This window comes from Paraburkholderia nodosa (assembly GCF_001718195.1).
Lineage (GTDB): Bacteria > Pseudomonadota > Gammaproteobacteria > Burkholderiales > Burkholderiaceae > Paraburkholderia > Paraburkholderia nodosa_A.
The window spans coordinates 45,492-59,260 of record NZ_MCNV01000008.1 but is presented as its reverse complement, the minus strand read 5'-3'; the positions used below and the strand labels follow the sequence as shown (position 1 = coordinate 59,260).

The 13,769-nt window shown below is 65.0% G+C and carries 15 protein-coding genes; 5 read left to right on the top strand and 10 right to left on the bottom strand.

Annotated features, from left to right (window positions below; genetic code table 11):
• Positions 1 to 9 precede the first annotated feature (9 nt).
• The 10 genes from BFD71_RS15915 to BFD71_RS15870 form a co-directional block, all read right to left on the bottom strand.
• Positions 10 to 756, bottom strand: a complete 747-nt coding sequence (locus BFD71_RS15915; RefSeq protein ID WP_069265296.1) for an SDR family oxidoreductase — start codon at positions 754 to 756, stop codon at positions 10 to 12.
• A 75-nt stretch (positions 757 to 831) separates the two neighbouring features.
• Positions 832 to 1,416 carry a TIGR00730 family Rossman fold protein gene (locus BFD71_RS15910; protein WP_069265295.1) on the bottom strand — a complete coding sequence of 195 codons (585 nt, stop codon included), beginning with the start codon at positions 1,414 to 1,416 and terminating at the stop codon, positions 832 to 834.
• Positions 1,417 to 1,429: 13 nt separating this feature from the next.
• Entirely contained in the window at positions 1,430 to 2,152 is a 723-nt protein-coding gene (locus tag BFD71_RS15905; protein WP_069265294.1) for a TetR/AcrR family transcriptional regulator, read from the bottom strand.
• Positions 2,153 to 2,346: 194 nt separating this feature from the next.
• Positions 2,347 to 3,054, bottom strand: a complete 708-nt coding sequence (locus BFD71_RS42175) for a diacylglycerol kinase (RefSeq protein WP_083245294.1) — start codon at positions 3,052 to 3,054, stop codon at positions 2,347 to 2,349.
• A 116-nt stretch (positions 3,055 to 3,170) separates the two neighbouring features.
• Positions 3,171 to 4,202, bottom strand: a complete 1,032-nt coding sequence (locus tag BFD71_RS15895) for a glycosyltransferase family 4 protein (protein WP_069265293.1) — start codon at positions 4,200 to 4,202, stop codon at positions 3,171 to 3,173.
• 67 nt (positions 4,203 to 4,269) lie between these two features.
• Positions 4,270 to 5,229, bottom strand: coding sequence for a UDP-2,3-diacylglucosamine diphosphatase (locus tag BFD71_RS15890; protein ID WP_069265292.1), 960 nt, complete (start codon positions 5,227 to 5,229; stop codon positions 4,270 to 4,272).
• Positions 5,230 to 5,371: 142 nt separating this feature from the next.
• Positions 5,372 to 5,920 (bottom strand): RDD family protein, encoded by a 549-nt coding sequence (locus tag BFD71_RS15885; protein ID WP_069265291.1) that lies wholly within the window; start codon positions 5,918 to 5,920, stop codon positions 5,372 to 5,374.
• 137 nt (positions 5,921 to 6,057) lie between these two features.
• Positions 6,058 to 6,885 (bottom strand): DUF3106 domain-containing protein, encoded by an 828-nt coding sequence (locus BFD71_RS15880; RefSeq protein ID WP_069265290.1) that lies wholly within the window; start codon positions 6,883 to 6,885, stop codon positions 6,058 to 6,060.
• Positions 6,886 to 6,910: 25 nt separating this feature from the next.
• Positions 6,911 to 7,339, bottom strand: a complete 429-nt coding sequence (locus BFD71_RS15875) for a DUF3619 family protein (protein WP_069265289.1) — start codon at positions 7,337 to 7,339, stop codon at positions 6,911 to 6,913.
• A complete protein-coding gene (locus BFD71_RS15870) occupies positions 7,336 to 7,899 on the bottom strand; it encodes an RNA polymerase sigma factor (protein ID WP_069265288.1) in 564 nt (187 codons plus the stop codon). The genes BFD71_RS15875 and BFD71_RS15870 overlap by 4 nt, the downstream gene beginning before the upstream one ends.
• Positions 7,900 to 8,296: 397 nt before the next feature.
• On the opposite strand from BFD71_RS15870, the gene BFD71_RS15865 reads away from it, so the two are divergent.
• From BFD71_RS15865 to pssA, 5 genes are all read left to right on the top strand, one after another.
• The gene (locus BFD71_RS15865) at positions 8,297 to 10,072 is read left to right on the top strand and encodes an acetolactate synthase 3 catalytic subunit (RefSeq protein ID WP_069265490.1); all 1,776 of its coding nucleotides are present in this window, start codon (positions 8,297 to 8,299) and stop codon (positions 10,070 to 10,072) included.
• A gap of 126 nt (positions 10,073 to 10,198) precedes the next feature.
• Positions 10,199 to 10,690, top strand: a complete 492-nt coding sequence (ilvN, locus tag BFD71_RS15860) for an acetolactate synthase small subunit (RefSeq protein WP_027795483.1) — start codon at positions 10,199 to 10,201, stop codon at positions 10,688 to 10,690.
• A 116-nt stretch (positions 10,691 to 10,806) separates the two neighbouring features.
• A complete protein-coding gene (gene ilvC, locus BFD71_RS15855; protein WP_028205689.1) occupies positions 10,807 to 11,823 on the top strand; it encodes a ketol-acid reductoisomerase in 1,017 nt (338 codons plus the stop codon).
• Between the two features lie 148 nt (positions 11,824 to 11,971).
• Positions 11,972 to 12,625, top strand: a complete 654-nt coding sequence (locus BFD71_RS15850) for a phosphatidylserine decarboxylase (protein ID WP_028205688.1) — start codon at positions 11,972 to 11,974, stop codon at positions 12,623 to 12,625.
• Between the two features lie 12 nt (positions 12,626 to 12,637).
• Complete coding sequence (pssA, locus tag BFD71_RS15845) at positions 12,638 to 13,513, top strand: CDP-diacylglycerol--serine O-phosphatidyltransferase (RefSeq protein WP_028205687.1); 876 nt, start codon at positions 12,638 to 12,640, stop codon at positions 13,511 to 13,513.
• Positions 13,514 to 13,769 lie beyond the last annotated feature (256 nt).

The window sequence follows — 13,769 nt, the reverse complement described above, 5'->3', positions numbered from 1 at the left end:
CGCGCGAGTTCAGCGTCCGCCGCTCACGTCGAGCAGGGCGCCTGTGACATACGAGGCCGCGTCGCTGAGCAACCACACGATCGTTTGTGCGACTTCGTCGGCGCTGCCGGGCCGGCCGAGCGGCGTTTGCGCGCCGAGCACGGCCGCGCGGTCGGGGCGGCCGCCGCTCGCGTGGATTTCGGTGTCGATGAGGCCGGGGCGCACCGCGTTCACGCGCACGCCCTGCGGGCCGAGTTCCTTGGCGAGCCCGATCGTCATCGTGTCGACCGCGCCTTTGGACGACGCATAGTCCACATATTCGTTGGGCGAGCCAAGCCGCGCGGCAGCCGAAGAAACATTGACGATCGAGCCGCCGTCGCCGCCGCGATCCTTCGACATGCGCCGCGCCGCTTCGCGTGCGCACAAAAACGCGCCGTACACGTTCACGTCGAACATGCGCTTCAGACGCTCGGCGCTCATGTCGGCGACCTGGCTGCCGGGCGCCACGATGCCCGCGTTGTTCACGAGCGCATCGATACGGCCATAGGCCGATTCGAGCGCGTCGAACATCGCGACGACGTCTGCCTCGCTCGCGACGTCGCCGCGCAGCACGCGCGCGTGGCCGCCCGCGCGGCCCACTTCGGCGGCGGTTTCGTCGGCGGCCGGTTCGTTGTGCAGATAGTTGACGCCCACGGTCCAGCCGTGTGCGCCGAGCAGGCGCGCCGTCGCGCGGCCGATGCCGCGGCTCGCGCCGGTGATCAGGACAACCTTGCTCATCGCGATGTACTCGTCATGGAGGTAACTGCGCGTGGTGCCTGCGGATTGTCGGGCGAACGGCGCGATGCGGCCGGGTCAAACGTTCTCGCGCAAATCCGCCCACTTGTCCTTCGTGGGCGCGTGGTAACGCTTGAGCCTGGCGATCAGCGCCACGGGATCGCCGTCGGTTTGCAGCATGTCGCGGTAGGTCTGGCGCATGAAGCCTTCGCGCACCGTGTGATCGAGCAGCGCCATGAGCGGATCGTAAAAGCCGCCGATGTTCAGCACGCCCACCGGCTTGCGGTGATAGCCGAGCTGCGCCCACGTATAGACCTCGAACAGCTCTTCGAGCGTGCCCGCGCCGCCCGGAAGCGCGACGAAGGCGTCGGAGAGGTCGGCCATCATCTTCTTGCGGTGGTGCATGTCGGGCACGACATGCAGCTCGGTGAGGCCCACATGGCCCACTTCCTTGTCCACCAGCAGCTTGGGGATCACGCCGATGGCGCGGCCGCCGCCCGCCATCACGGTGTCGGCGATCACGCCCATCAGGCCGACCTTGCCGCCGCCATAGACGAGCGCGAGGTTCGAGGCGACGAGCGCGCGGCCGAATGCCTGTGCGGCTTCGGTGTACACCGGGTTGGCTCCGGGCGAGGAGCCGCAATATACGCAGACTGCTTTCATTCGGCTTTTGCCTTTATTCGCGGTTGTCCTTGGCGGCGCCCGCGCCTTCGCGCGGCGGCAGGTAGTCGTAGAACTCGCGTTTGGCGAGCTTGCCCGAGACGAGATCGTCGAACAGCTCGCGCGCGCGGCCGCGCAGATACGGTGCCATCAGCGAGACGATCTGCACGCTGACCTGGTGCAGCTCGTCGCGAATCGCTTCCTGGTCGTTGTACTTGCGCGGATTCATCACGAACTGGTACGAGAGCCAGTAGGTGGCGATCACACCGATATTGGTCGAGATCACGTCGATCTCGGCGGGCGTGGCGACCATGTCGCCGTCTTCCACGAGCTGCTCGCAGAACTGCTTCGCGAAGTGCACCTTGTGGCTGATGATCTGCTTGAAGTGCATCTCCAGCGTGCGGTTGCGCGCGAGCAGGTCGTTCAGGTCGCGATAGAGAAAGCGGTAGCGCCACGTGAAGTCGACCATGTACTGCAGGTACGCCCACATCTCGTCGATGGTGGCGCGATGGTCTTCGGGGAAGCGCAGACGCTTTTCGATCTCCTGCTCGAACTGGCTGAAGATGCTGTTGATGATGTCGTCTTTGTTGCGGAAGTGGTAGTACAGGTTGCCTGGACTGATCTCCATTTCCTCGGCGATGGTCGTCGTGGTGACGTTCGGCTCGCCTATCTCGTTGAACAGCTTCAGCGACAGCTCGAGAATCCGTTCGCGTGTACGGCGGGGAGGTTTGGCATCCATGTCGTCCGGCCCTGAAAATGCAGTGCCGGGCTCAGGCGCCCGCTCGTATGTTGCGGTGCGCGCGGCCCGGACGCGGTTGGTCGTTATAAGACTGTCGTTCGATTATAAACCGACGGCCCGCGCGCACCGACAGCTTGCGCCTGTCAGATGCCGGGGAGCGTGGCGAGGCCCCCGCGGACTGGGGGCATGGGGCGCTAGAGTACGCCGATTCCGTGCAACAGCAGCGGGCCGAAACGGGGCACGAGAATCAGTCCCCAGGTCAGGACGCAGAGCAGCAAGGCGAGCGTCACCGCCGCGCTGCCCAGGTCCTTGGCGCGGCCCGAGAGCTCGTTGCGCTCGAGGCCGATGCGGTCCACCGCGTTCTCGATGCTCGAATTGAGCAGCTCGACGATCAGCACGAGGATCACCGAGCCGAGCAGCAGTACGCGCTCGACGGGCTCGACCGGAATGAACACGCCGATCGGCACGAGGATGGCCGCGAGCGTGAGCTCCTGGCGAAATGCGCTTTCCTCGCGGATGGCGGCGCGAAAGCCCTTGATCGAGTACTTGAGCGCCTTCCATGCCCGGGTGATGCCGCGGTTGCCCTTGTAGGGGTTGAAGGGCAGCGGGGCGAGTGGATCGTCGGGGCCGAGCGGTTCGTGCAGATGCGGCGGCTCGGGCGGTTCCGGTGCGGCCGCGCGTGGCGCAGCGGGCCCGGTGGGCTTGGCTGGCTCGCTCGCCGATGCGGGTGCGGCTGGCGGCGCAACGCCAGATGCGGCAGCGGCGGAAGCGCTCGCGCGCGGATCGAGCGCTTCGGCGGCGCGTGCGGCGCGCGTAGAGCCGCCGGCACGCTGGCTGGCTGGCGCATTGGAACTGCGTGCGCCCTGGGCGCTATGCGGCGGTAACGGAGGACGTGGCGTCATGGTCGTGCCAGGTAGTACCCCAGTATCGCACGCGTGCGACGCGGTTGCGCCGGGGCCGTCCGTGTCCCCGGCGCGCTCGCGGACAATTGAAGCGCGCACCATAGCCGGCCCCGCGCTCAGGCAGCGGCGCTGGACGGCTCCATCGTCGCGCGCGAGCGCGGCTTCAGATGCGCCGCGAACTGCTCGGAGGCGGCGCGCCACGAGAAGCGCTCGGCCCAGGCGCGCGCCTCGGCGCGGTCGATCTTCAACGCTTCGAGGCACGCTTCGCGCAGGTCTTCGTTCATCGAACCCGCGCCGCCCGTGCCCAGCACGTCGATCGGGCCTGTCACCGGGTAGGCGGCCACGGGCGTACCGCATGCGAGCGCTTCAAGCAGCACGAGACCGAAGGTGTCGGTGCGGCTCGGGAACACGAAGACGTCGGCGGCCGCGTAGACCTTCGCAAGCTCGGGCTGGCTCAGGACACCCAGGTAATTCGCCTGGGGATAGCGCGACTTCAGTTCGGCGAGCGCCGGGCCTTCGCCGCACACCCATTTCGAGCCGGGCAGATCGAGCTTGAGAAACGCCTCGACGTTCTTCTCCACGGCCACGCGGCCCACATACAGGAAGATGGGGCGCGCCGTGTTGAGCACCTTGGATTCCATCGGCCGGAAGATGTCGAGGTCCACGCCGCGCGTCCACAGCACGACGTTCGTGAAGCCGAACTTCTCGAGGTCGGTCTTCACGACGGGCGTGGGCGCCATCACCGCGAGCGAAGGCTTGTGGAACCAGCGCAGGAAGCGGTACGTCGCCGAGAGCGGAATGCCGAAGCGCGCCTGCACGTACTCGGGAAAGCGCGTGTGATAAGCGGTCGTGAACGGCAGGTCGTGGTCGATCGCGTAGCGGCGCGCGGCGAGTCCGAGCGGACCTTCGGTCGCGATGTGGATTGCATCGGGCCCGAATGCGCTGATGCGTTCGTGCAGATGCCGCTTCGGAAACAGCGAGAGCTTGATTTCCGGGTAGGTGGGGCACGGTATCGTGCGGAACTCCAGCGGCGTAAGCAGTTCGACCTGATGGCCGAGCGCGATGAGTTCGCGCGTCGTGTTCTTCAGGGTTCGAACTACGCCGTTGACCTGCGGCTCCCATGCATCGGTCACGATCATTACTTTCATCGGTCGTCGGCCCTCTCGTCGTTCGGTAGTGCGGTTATGGCTGCTGCGTGACGGTATCAGTCGATACTCAGGCGGCGCTCACACGCGCCTTGCGCGTGGAGACCTGCGCTTCCGGCGCGCGTTTCACGGTCCAGTAGACGATGCGCAACTCGCCCTCGAACGTCTCGACGAGCGCGGACAGGCTCTCCACCCAGTCGCCGTCGTTGCAGTACAGGATGCCGTCGATGTCGCGGATCTCGGCCTTGTGGATGTGGCCGCAGACCACGCCGTCGCAGCCGCGGCGGCGCGCTTCGTCGGTCATCACGCGCTCGAACGAGGAGATGAAGTTCACCGCGTTCTTGACCTGATGCTTGAGGTACTGCGAGAGCGACCAGTACTGGAAGCCGAGCTTCGCGCGCACGCGGTTGAACCAGCGGTTGAGCAGGAGGATCAGCGTGTAGGCCGAGTCGCCGAGATAGGCGAGCCACTTGGCGTGCTGGATCACGCCGTCGAAGAGATCGCCGTGCACGACCCACAGGCGCTTGCCGGTGAGCGTCGTGTGAAAGGCTTCCTCGCGCACGTGGATGTCACCGAACGCGAGATTGCAGAACTGGCGCGCGCTCTCGTCGTGGTTGCCCGGGATGTAGATGACCTGGGTGCCCTTGCGCGCCTTGCGCAGCACCTTTTGCACGACGTCGTTGTGCGCCTGGGGCCAGTACCAGCCCTTCTTCAACTGCCAGCCGTCGATGATGTCGCCCACGAGGTACAGATACTCCGACTCGTTGTGGCGCAGAAAGTCGAGCAGATACGACGCCTGACAGCCGCCCGTGCCGAGATGGATATCGGAGAGCCAGATCGTGCGGTAGCGGGTGGGATCGGGGTGGTCGTCGTCGTGGGGGCCGGAGGCGGGGGCGTCGTCGATCGACGAGGGCGGCAGGGGCGGGACGGGAAAGGCGGCTCCGCCGGGAGATGGGTGGAACGTGGCGGAGTCGGTGCCTCGTCCGGTGGTCTGCCGGAACAGGGTGGTCGCTGACGTCTTTTGGGCCATGGCGCGCGCGGCAGGTTGTAATACGCGCATTGCGCCATGCCGCCGTGACGGCAACATGACAGTCACGAGAAGGTCTCGTTACGCAGTCCCAGGGGTCCCGTGCAGCCGCTTTTCCGGCGCGATAGGGGATGTCGTGCGCCGGCTACGCCTTCGCGCCTTGTGGCGCGATTGCGACAATGCGCGTGCCCGCAATGCGGTCGTGAAGGAACTGGCGGTCGTGGGAGAAGCGGGCGCTCGCGGCCCAGATCACGAACCAGCAGGCAACGAGCGCAAGCGTGTGCGGAATCGAAAGATCGAGCAGCGGATGCAGCACGAGCGGCGGCAGGAACCAGAGCCAGGCGGCGAGATAGCGCAGCGTCGCTCGCGCGAGCGCGGGCGGCTTGCCGTCGGGGCCGACCACACGCAAACGCCAGGTCTTCATCGGCAGCGTCTGCCCGCCCTTGTGCCAGAAGCCGACGAAGTACGTGCCGGCCACGAAGATGATCCAGACTGCCATCGCGTTATGATGCGTGTAGCCATTGCGCTGCTGCAGGACGAGGCTGAACGCGAGTCCCGCGGCGAAGACGACGCCGAACAGCAGCACGCTTTCGTAGACGAACGCGGCGAGGCGGCGACGAATCGAAACGGGCGCAGGTTCAACCGCGAAGACGGCGGCGGGCGGCAGGGCGGCGGCTTGGGCGCTTTCGGACACGATGGCGTCAGTTCGGGACGGGACGTCCAAAGCATAACCTCGAAAACGCGCGCGGCGAAACGACCGCAATGCTGCGGCGGGGTTAACGAGGGTGCGAAGGGTGCGCGCGAGGGCGCCGCGAGCACCGGGTTGAGGCTTCAGGAGCCCTTGAACGCCGCGGGTGCTTCGGCGGGCGAGACAGGGATGGGCGTGGCGGGGACGAAGCTCCCGGCGGCGGGAATGCCCGACGCAAACGACGAAGCCACCGCCGGCTCGCCCGGCGCGCCGGGCGCTGTGGGCGCGAGACCCGAACCCGTGCTGCTCGCGCCAGCCGCGCCCGATGCCCCGGTGACGCCTGCGGGCGCGTGCGGCAGGCCGCGGTGATCACGCTCGTTGACGAGGCGCTGGATATCGCGGATCTCGCTCTTGTTGCCGCTGGGCGGGGCGCTCACGACGGTGGGCCGGCGCTTGTGCTCGCTCGCGGCAAGGCGCTCCTTCTGCTCTTCAGGGAGTTGCTGGTAAGCCTTCCAGGCGCGCTGGCGCGCCTGCGCCGGCAATTCCTTGGAAACCTGGTAGTTTTCGCGCGCGACACGCCGTTGCTCCGGCGTCATGCCGACCCATTCCGCCATGCGCTCATGCAAGCGCTTCTGGGCGTCGGGCGACATTTTCGGGTAACGGGCGGCGATCTTTAGCCATTTGCGCTTGCGCTCGTCGCTGAAGCGGTCCCATTCGACGGCGAACGGCGCGAGCGCCGTGTGCTGCGCATCGCTCAGATGCGCCCACGCGAGCGGATTGGACTGGCCGGGCAGCGGCGCAAAGGTGGTCGTGATCGAATTATCGACCGGAGGCGCTTTCGCCTGCGCGGGCGCGCCAGCGGTGTTTTCGCCGGTGGGCTCGGGATGAAAGCGCGGGTAGGTCGCCACATACGACACCACTGCCGCGACCAGACATCCAATGACAACGGCCAGGCCGCGCTTGTAACTCACCCCGTCAGTCTCCCGCTCAGAGTCCTTAGTGCGCGCGCGTCAGATACGCGTTGAACCCGTGATCGAGGTAGGCCGTGAGCGGCAGGTCGTCGCTCAGCATGGCCGCGTCGATATCGGCGAGTTCAGCGGTGCGTTGCTGATCTTCGAAGTACGCGATGGCAAAGAGGCCCGCCACGAGTGCCGCGAGCGGCCAGGCGAGCGCGAAGCGCGCGAGCGCGGAACGGCGCCGCGCGGGCCGGGGCATGGGCGCGCCGGACAGACCGCCGACGCCGGCCGCGGCGAGCGCCGGGGCGCGTACGAGCACGACCTCGGCCTTTTTCTGGGCGAGTGCGGTCTTGCGTGCGGCGGCGAGTCGGGCGGTGGTGGCAGCGGGCAGGTTGGCGGCGCTCTCGTCGAGCGCACGACGCATTTCCCGCACGAACGCCAGTTCTTTATTTTCGAGGGCGGAGCTCATAGGGTGATTCCTTTGGCCTTGAGCGCTTGAGCCAGCGTGTGGGTTGCCCGCGAGCAGTGCGTTTTCACGCTGCCTTCGGAGCAGCCCATTGCGGCGGCAGTCTCGGCGACATCCATATCCTCCCAGTAACGCATCAGAAACGCCTCCCGTTGACGTGCCGGTAATTTCTGGATTTCGTCGTCGATCATCTGGAGCACCTGCGCGCGCTCGATCTGCTGCTCGCTGCTCTCGGCGCCAGCCGTACCCTGCTCGGCCTCGAAGGTCTCGAGGGGGTCGAATTCCTCGTCGTCGGCGTTGCCGAGCGACGAAAACAGGCTCACCCACGTATTGCGTACTTTCTGCCGACGAAAATAGTCGTGCATCGTATTTTGCAAAATACGCTGAAAGAGCAGGGGGAGTTCTGCGGCCGGGCGGTCTCCGTATTTTTCCGCGAGCTTGATCATCGCGTCCTGCACGATGTCGAGCGAGGCGTCGTCGTCCCTTACGGCGTAGACCGTCTGCTTGAACGCGCGTCTTTCGACGCCCGCCAGAAAGTCGGCGAGTTCCTTGTCTGATGCCATCCGTTGCAGGGCGCCGCCGCCAGCGTACGCGTAATCGTTCGAAAAATGTCGTAAAACTCGCGGATCGTAGCAAATTTTCGCGCCAACAGGCTAGCGGAAGGCCATGAGAATGCTTCGCATCATGGATGCGCCGGCCGTGATGCCTGTCCTGTCGGCCCTTGGCCGGCGCCGCGAGGCGTGCGCGCTGTCGCAACGTTCGTGCCCGGCTTCTCAATAATTGCTTGACCGAAAGGCACCGAGCCGCTATCTTCGACGGTTCGCAACATAAGTGACTAGTCTCAATTCGGATGTGGCCCAAGAAGCTCATCTGTCAACTGGACGCGCCGCTTGAACCCGAGCCACAAGCCCGGCAGAGAGCACCCGATCAATTTTTTGCCGAAAATTCGAAAGGTCAATGATGAACATGCCCAGCGCGGAATTCTCCACGTCGGTCCCCCCTTCGCAAGAATCTGACCCTCAAGCGCATACGTCCATCGGCGGAACCGTGCTGATGAAGGCGCTCGCAGACGAGCAGGTCGAATTCATTTGGGGCTATCCCGGCGGCTCGGTACTCTACATTTACGACGAGCTGTACAAGCAGGACAAGATTCAGCACGTTCTCGTGCGCCACGAACAGGCAGCCGTGCACGCGGCCGACGCCTATGCGCGTTCGACCGGCAACGTCGGCGTGTGTCTCGTGACCTCGGGGCCTGGCGTCACCAATGCGGTGACGGGCATCGCGACGGCCTACATGGACTCGATCCCGATGGTGATCATCAGCGGCCAGGTGCCTACCGCCGCGATTGGTCAAGACGCCTTCCAGGAGTGCGACACGGTCGGCATCACGCGTCCCTGCGTGAAGCACAACTTCCTCGTGAAGGACGTGCGCGATCTCGCCGCCACCGTCAAAAAAGCTTTCTACATTGCGCGCACCGGCCGTCCCGGCCCTGTGCTGATCGACATTCCGAAGGATGTGTCGAAAACGCCGTGCACGTATGAACCGATCAAAAACGTCACGCTACGTTCGTACAACCCGGTCACCAAGGGCCACTCGGGGCAGATCCGCAAGGCGGTGTCGCTGCTGCTCTCGGCAAAGCGTCCGTACATCTATACCGGCGGCGGCATTATCCTCGCGGATGCGTCGCGCGAACTGAACCAGTTCGCCGATTTGCTCGGCTACCCGGTCACGAACACGCTGATGGGTCTGGGCGGCTACCGCGCGAGCGACCGCAAGTTCCTCGGCATGCTCGGCATGCACGGCACCTACGAAGCCAACATGGCGATGCAGCACTGCGACGTGCTGATCGCGATCGGTGCGCGCTTCGACGACCGTGTGATCGGCGACCCGGCGCACTTTGCCTCGCGTCCGCGCAAGATCATCCACATCGACATCGATCCGTCGTCCATCTCGAAGCGCGTGAAGGTCGATATCCCCATCGTCGGCGACGTGAAGGAAGTGCTCAAGGAGCTCATCGAGCAGCTTCAGCACGCCGATCACGGCCCGGATACGGCCGCGCTCGCCGACTGGTGGAAGGACATCGAAGGCTGGCGCGAGAAGAACTGCCTGAAGTTCGACCGTTCGAGCGAGATCATCAAGCCGCAGTACGTGGTGGAGAAGGCGTGGGAGCTCACGGGCGGCAACGCGTTCGTGTGCTCGGACGTGGGCCAGCACCAGATGTGGGCCGCGCAGTTCTACCGCTTCAACCAGCCGCGCCGCTGGATCAACTCCGGCGGCCTCGGCACCATGGGCTTCGGCCTGCCGGCGGCGATGGGCGTGAAGATGGCGCACCCGGACGACGACGTGCTGTGCATCACGGGCGAAGGCTCGATCCAGATGTGTATTCAGGAGCTGTCGACCTGCAAGCAGTACGACACGCCCGTGAAGATCATTTCGCTGAACAACCGCTACCTCGGCATGGTCCGCCAGTGGCAGCAGATCGAATACAGCAAGCGCTATTCGCATTCCTATATGGATGCGCTGCCCGACTTCGTGAAGCTCGCCGAAGCGTACGGCCACGTCGGCATGCGGATCGAAAAGACCGCGGACGTCGAGCCGGCGCTCAAGGAAGCGCTGCGTTTGAAGGACCGCACGGTGTTCCTCGATTTCCAGACCGACCCTTCCGAAAACGTCTGGCCGATGGTACAGGCCGGCAAGGGCATCACCGAGATGCTGCTCGGCTCGGAAGACCTGTAACGGTATTTGCACGGCGCCGTTTCGAGCTCGCGCGGCGCGCGTCCACACAAGGGGCGCGCGGGTTCGCGGGGAAGGGCGGCAGCCGCATCTGCCAAATGCGAAACTGGATAAATCGCGGATCACATCATGAGACACATTATTTCCGTTCTGCTGGAAAACGAGCCGGGCGCGCTCTCGCGCGTGGTCGGCCTCTTCTCGGCACGCGGCTACAACATCGAAACCTTGACGGTGGCGCCGACCGAAGACCGTTCGCTGTCGCGCATGACCATCGTTTCCATTGGCTCGGACGACGTGATCGAACAGATCACGAAGCATCTGAACCGCCTGATCGAGGTGGTGAAAGTGGTCGACCTTACCGAGGGCGCCCACATCGAGCGCGAGCTGATGCTGATCAAGGTAAGGGCGGTCGGCAAGGAACGTGAGGAGATGAAGCGGATGGCGGATATTTTCCGCGGCCGTATCATCGACGTCACCGAAAAGACCTACACGATCGAACTGACGGGCGCGAGCGACAAGCTCGACGCGTTCATCGAAGCGATCGATGCGACCGCGATTCTCGAGACCGTCCGTACGGGCGGCTCGGGCATTGGGCGCGGAGAGCGCATTCTGAAGGTGTGACCCGACCACAGTCGATCTTGCACCGGAACCTGACCGGATGCGTCCTTAATCGCATCCGGTGCAGCAAAAGCTAATAGCAGTACCGATATTCACCAGACTCTCGCCAAGGAACCAACATGAAAGTTTTCTACGACAAGGACGCCGATCTCTCCCTCATCAAGGGCAAGCAGGTCACGATCATCGGTTACGGCTCGCAAGGCCACGCACACGCGCTGAACCTGAAGGACAGCGGCGTGAACGTCACGGTCGGTCTGCGCAAGAACGGCGCATCGTGGAGCAAGGCTGAGAACGCCGGCCTGCAGGTCAAGGAAGTGGCCGAAGCGGTGAAGAACGCCGACGTCGTCATGATGCTCCTGCCCGACGAGCAGATCGCCGACGTCTACGCGAAGGAAGTCCACGCGAACATCAAGAACGGCGCAGCGCTCGCGTTCGCCCACGGCTTCAACGTGCACTATGGCCAGGTGATCCCGCGCGCGGATCTGGACGTCATCATGATCGCCCCGAAGGCACCGGGCCATACGGTTCGCGGCACCTACTCGCAAGGCGGCGGCGTGCCCCACCTGATCGCTGTCCACCAGGACAAGTCGGGCGCAGCGCGTGACATCGCTCTGTCGTACGCGGCAGCGAACGGCGGCGGCCGTGCCGGCATCATCGAAACGAACTTCCGCGAAGAAACCGAAACCGACCTGTTCGGCGAACAAGCCGTGCTGTGCGGCGGTACGGTCGACCTGATCAAGGCTGGCTTCGAAACGCTGGTCGAAGCGGGCTACGCGCCGGAAATGGCCTACTTCGAGTGCCTGCACGAACTGAAGCTGATCGTCGACCTGATCTATGAAGGCGGCATCGCCAACATGAACTACTCGATCTCGAACAACGCCGAGTACGGCGAGTACGTGACGGGCCCGCGCGTCATCACGGCCGAGACGAAGAAGGTCATGAAGGAAGTCCTGAAGGACATCCAGACCGGCGAATACGCCAAGAGCTTCATCCTGGAAAACAAGGCCGGCGCACCGACGCTGCAATCGCGCCGCCGCCTCGGCGCCGAGCACCAGATCGAAGTGGTCGGTGCAAAGCTGCGCGCGATGATGCCGTGGATCGCCGCGAACAAGCTGGTCGACCAGTCGAAGAACTAATCTGACGGTATTAATCTGACTGCGTGTACGGTTTTTTGCCGACACTCATCAGTTTGACCTGAGTCAGACCCGAAAAAGCCGCCCAGGTGGGATGAACCCTGGGCGGCTTTTGCTATCCTACGGTTTTCAAAATAACAGCGAAGCCACCATGAATTACCCTCATCCGATCATCGCGCGCGAAGGCTGGCCGTTCATCGCCATTGCGGCCGTCGTGGCGCTCTTGATCCATGCGGTCGCAGGCTTCGGACTCGCATGGCCCTTCTGGCTGATCCTGATCTTCGTCGTCCAGTTTTTCCGCGATCCGCCGCGCCCGATCCCGAGCCAGGCCAACGCCGTACTGTGCCCGGCGGACGGCCGCATCGTCGCTGTGGAAACCGCGCACGACCCGTATGCAAACCGTGAAGCGCTCAAGATCAGCGTGTTCATGAACGTCTTCAACGTCCACTCGCAACGTTCGCCCGTGGACGGCGCCGTCGCCAAGGTCGAGTACTTTCCGGGCGCGTACCTGAACGCCGCCATCGACAAGGCTTCGACCGAGAACGAGCGCAATGCCGTGGTGCTGACGATGGCAGACGGCACGACCGTCACCTCGGTGCAGATCGCGGGCCTCATCGCGCGCCGCATTCTCTGCTACGTGCGTGCCGGTGAGCCGCTGTCGCGCGGCCAGCGCTATGGCTTCATCCGCTTCGGCTCGCGCGTCGACGTCTACCTGCCCGTGGGCAGCCGCCCGCGTGTGTCGATTGGCGAGAAGGTGTCCGCCTCGTCGACGATCCTCGCCGAACTGCCGACCCAATCGGCATAAAGGAGGGCTGCGATGGCCGGATTCAAACAGCGTCGACCCCGTAACCCCGCCGGCGGGCCGCTGCCGCGGCCGTTCCGGCGCAACAAGGCCGTGCAGGAGCCCATGGGCGTCGCCGCGAACCGGCGCGCGGCGCGCCAGGAGTTCCTGAAGAAGCGCGGCATCTACCTGCTGCCCAACGCGTTCACCACGGCGGCGCTCTTCTGCGGCTTCTTCGCGGTCGTGCAGGCCATGAACGTGCGCTTCGAGGTGGCGGCCATCGCCATTTTCGTGGCGATGGTGCTCGACGGCATGGACGGGCGCGTGGCCCGCATGACGCACTCGCAAAGCGCGTTCGGCGAGCAGTTCGACAGCCTTTCGGACATGGTGTCGTTCGGCGTGGCGCCCGCGCTCGTGATGTACGAGTGGGTGCTCAAGGATCTCGGGCGCTGGGGCTGGCTCGCGGCATTCGTCTACTGTTCGGGCGCTGCGCTGCGTCTTGCGCGCTTCAATACGAACATCGGCGTGGTGGACAAGCGCTTCTTCCAGGGCCTGCCGAGCCCGGCTGCGGCCGCGCTCATCGCCGGCTTCGTCTGGCTCGCCACCGACAACCGCGTGCCCGTGAAGCTCTCGTGGCTGCCGTGGGTGGCGTTCGTCCTGACGATTTACGCCGGCGTGACGATGGTGTCCAACGCGCCGTTCTACAGCGGCAAGGCGCTCGACGTGCGCCATCGCGTGCCGTTCGCGGCCACGCTGCTCGTGGTGGTGGCGTTCGTGCTGGTGTCGTCCGATCCGCCGCTGATGCTGTTCGGCCTGTTCGTGCTCTACGGCCTCTCGGGCTACGTGTTCTGGGCGTACCAGGCCGTGCGCGGACGCTCGAACCCGGCGCGTTCGTCGCCGCGCGAGCGGTAGGGCGCGGGTGCGGGAGGGCTGCAAAGGGGCTGCGCGCGAGCGCGGCCCTTTTTCTTTTTGCGCGCGCCCACGCGGTTGCCCGGGCTGGTCTCTTCCAATTGCGCTATCGGCGGATTCCGGCTATAGTCGGCGGCATGGACACCATCCAGTTCCCCCTCTCCTCTCTTCAAGCCGGCGCGCTACTAAGCACGCTAGCGCTAGCGCGCCTGCCGCGCTGATCTCGCTCGCCCTCCGTAAGCCTCGTTCATTGTCAGCG